This window comes from Caballeronia sp. M23-90 (genome assembly GCF_053574605.1).
On the sequence record NZ_JBSIPA010000610.1, the window covers coordinates 1 to 3,175 of the forward strand.

General features: G+C 61.5%; 2 protein-coding genes and 2 pseudogenes. 1 reads left to right on the top strand and 3 read right to left on the bottom strand.

Going from position 1 to position 3,175, the window contains the following annotated elements; translation table 11 throughout:
• Positions 1 to 197: pseudogene (locus ACRXB1_RS33410) on the top strand (hypothetical protein); the annotation flags it as partial.
• Positions 198 to 233: 36 nt separating this feature from the next.
• Here the strand turns inward: ACRXB1_RS33410 and ACRXB1_RS33415 are convergent.
• The 3 genes and pseudogenes from ACRXB1_RS33415 to ACRXB1_RS33425 form a co-directional block, all read right to left on the bottom strand.
• Positions 234 to 1,472 carry a CaiB/BaiF CoA transferase family protein gene (locus ACRXB1_RS33415; RefSeq protein ID WP_449494463.1) on the bottom strand — a complete coding sequence of 413 codons (1,239 nt, stop codon included), beginning with the start codon at positions 1,470 to 1,472 and terminating at the stop codon, positions 234 to 236.
• 1 nt (position 1,473) lies between these two features.
• Positions 1,474 to 2,256: an enoyl-CoA hydratase/isomerase family protein gene (locus tag ACRXB1_RS33420; protein ID WP_449494464.1), complete on the bottom strand. Its 783-nt coding sequence runs from the start codon at positions 2,254 to 2,256 to the stop codon at positions 1,474 to 1,476.
• Between the two features lie 13 nt (positions 2,257 to 2,269).
• Positions 2,270 to 3,175 (bottom strand): annotated as a pseudogene (locus ACRXB1_RS33425) (MFS transporter); the annotation flags it as partial.

The following is a 3,175-nucleotide window of genomic DNA, read 5'->3' on the forward strand; positions in this document are numbered from 1 at the left end:
GTGAGCTTGCCGATAGGCGCGATCGGTCATTTTGTCGATGCATGCCGAAAGGACTTTGGCGCACGCTGGCCGACGCATCGCGGGTTCTATTTCGGGCATATAGGCGACTCGAACCTGCATGTCACGCACAGGTCGTGCAGCGCTGGACGTTCTCGGCGGCATTGCTGGCGTTCGCGCTGCGCTTGTCGTTTGAATAAAAGCCGCTTGGTTTGGGGAACTTCAAGCGCCGTTCTTCAACCCGTTACATCGCCAACCAGGATTGCGCCTTCATCTTTCAGCGCGCCAATGCGTGCATCGGAGAAACCGTATTCGCGCAGCACCTCCGCCGTATGCTGCCCTAACAGCGGCGCCGGCACGGGGGATTGCGTGCGGCCATCGGAGAAATGGATCGGCAAACCCAGGCCACGCATGCGGCCCGCGACCGGATGCGTCGTCTCCACGATCATTCCACGCGCCAATGCCTGCTCGTGTGCAACCGCTTGCGGCACCTCGAGCACCGGACCCGAGGGCAAACCGATTTCATCGAACATCGTGAGCCATTCATTGGTCGTGCGCTCGACCAGCCGGCTCGTGAGGATGTCCACCAGTACGCCGCGGTGCTTCATGCGCCCGGCATTGGTCTTGAAGCGTTCATCGTCCGCCAGACCCGGGATGTCGAGCACGCCGACCAGACGCTCGTAGTTACTCTGGTTTGCTCCGCCAATGTTGACCCAGCCATCGCGCGTGCGGAATGCCTGATACGGCGCGCTCGTCGGATTCGCCGAGCCTGCTTTCGGCAGCACTGTGCCGTCGGCGAAATAGTTGGCAAAGGCCCAGTACATTTGCTGCAAGCCAGCCTCGAACAGCGATGTATCGACCATCTGACCCACGCCGGTTTTTTGCTTGGCCGAGTACGCCGCGCAAATGCCAAGCGCAGCGAGGATGCCGGCGTTGATATCCGTGACCGGCGAGCCGGCCTTGATCGGCGCCTGGCCCGGCTCACCCGTCATGCTCATCAAGCCGCTCATGCCCTGCGCGATGAGATCGAAGCCGCCCTTGTCGGCCATCGGACCGGTGCGCCCGAAACCCGATATCGCGCAATAGATCAGGCCAGGGTTTTCCGCCTTGAGCGCGCCGTAGCCCATGCCGAGTTTTTCCATCGTGCCGCGCCGGTAGTTCTCCGTCACGACATCGGCCGTTGCGAGCATCTTGCGCAGCACTTCACGGCCACCGTCTGTCTTCAGGTTGATACCGACGCCGCGCTTGTTGCGGTTCACGATCATGAACGACGCCGATTCGCCACCCTCGAGAATAGGCGCGAAACGGCGGCAATCGTCGCCGCCGGGAATTTTCTCGACCTTGATGACGTCCGCGCCCATGTCGGCGAGCATCATGCCGCAGATGGGTCCGGACATGATGTGCGCGAGCTCGATCACGCGCATGCCGGAGAGCGGGCCTGAACTTTTACTATCGGATGTTTCGTGTTCGAACATGTCAACGTCCCTTGAATTCCGGTTTGACCTTGTCGAGGAAGGCCTGGTAACCCGTACGAAAGTCCTCCGTGCCGAAACACGCGAAACCTTCGTCGCGTTCGGCGTCGGTGAGCGGAGCGGGGTTCATCGCGCGTTTGACGAACTGCTTGTGCCAGCGCGCGACCAGCGGAGCGCCATCGGCAATTCGGCGAGCGGTGGTCAATGTCTCGGCCGTGACCTGATCGTCGGGGACCACGCGCGTGACGAGGCCTTTGGTGAATGCCTCCCTTGCATCGAAAATCCGGCCTTCCAGCAGGATCTCCAACGCGACTGCGGGCCCGGCGAGCTTCGCGAGCGCGTCGAGTTCCGCGTGCGCCATCACGAGGCCGAGGTTTTTGATCGGTACGCCGAAACGACTCGATTCACCGCAAATGCGCAGGTCGCACATTGCGGCAATCTCCAGACCGCCGCCCACGCAAATGCCGTGGATCATCGCGACAATCGGATGCCGGCACTGATCGAGTGCGCCCAACGTGCGATGCATGATCGCGCCATACGCACGCGCCTGCTCGACGTTGGATCGATCGGTGCGGAACTCCGCTATATCGTTGCCCGGCGAGAACGCCTTCTCGCCCGCGCCGCGCAGGATGATGCAGCGCAGGGTGTCATCGGCGGAAAGGGTGTTGATGGTTTCGCCAAGCGCTTGCCACAGCGGCTTGGTCATCGCATTGAGTTTTTCCGGACGATCGATGACAACCGTCGCGATGGTTTCGTCGCGTTCAACCCGGATAGAAGCTTCAGTCACATCGACTCCTGTTCTAAACGTATTTGCGAAGCGGCTCGGCGTTCTCCGCACCCGCGGGCACATCATCCAGAACGCGATCCGGCCGCATGGTGAAGGACAGCACAATGCCGACTGCCATGAGGATCATCGACACGGTGAAGGGCAGGTTCCAGTTCCCGGTGCGGTCGATCATGAAGCCACCGGCGACCGGACTAATGATCGCCGCCAGCGCCGATCCCGAGTTCATGATGCCGCTCGCGGTCCCGGCGTGTTTGGGCGCGATGTCCATGGGGACGGCCCACATTGGCCCGATGGTCATTTCGTTGAAGAAGAAACCGCCGCTCAGGCACAACGCAGCCAGCGTGATCGACATGTTGGAAACAAGCATGATTGGCGCAAGCGAAAGCAGCGTCAGGAACATGCACACGCCGACCATCACGTTACGTGCGAGACGAAGATTTTTACTACGCCGCAGGATGCGATCCGTGATCGATCCACCCAGCCAGTCGCCAAGCACGCCCGCGAAGAACACGCCCGACGCGAACAGCGCGGACTTGCCCAACTGCATGTGATAGTTGTGGAGGAAGTACTGCGGAATCCAGCCGAGGAACAGCCACAGCACCCAGCCGTAGCAGAAGTACACGGCGGTGACCGGCGCCATGCGGCCGAGCAACGCGCGCCACGGAACGGGCGTTCTTTGCTTCACGCCGGAAAACGATGAAAGCGTCTCGCATTCGGCTTCGGTAATGGCGTGATGCTCGCGGGGGTTATCGCGGAAATAGAAGATCCACACGATCGCCCACAGAAAGCTCACGACGCCCGTCACGATGAACGCGCCGCGCCAGCTCGTCGCGATCATCAGCCACACGATCAACGGCGGCGCGACCGCATTGCCAATGCGCGACGCCGCGTGCGTGATGCCCTGGGCGAAGCCGCGTTA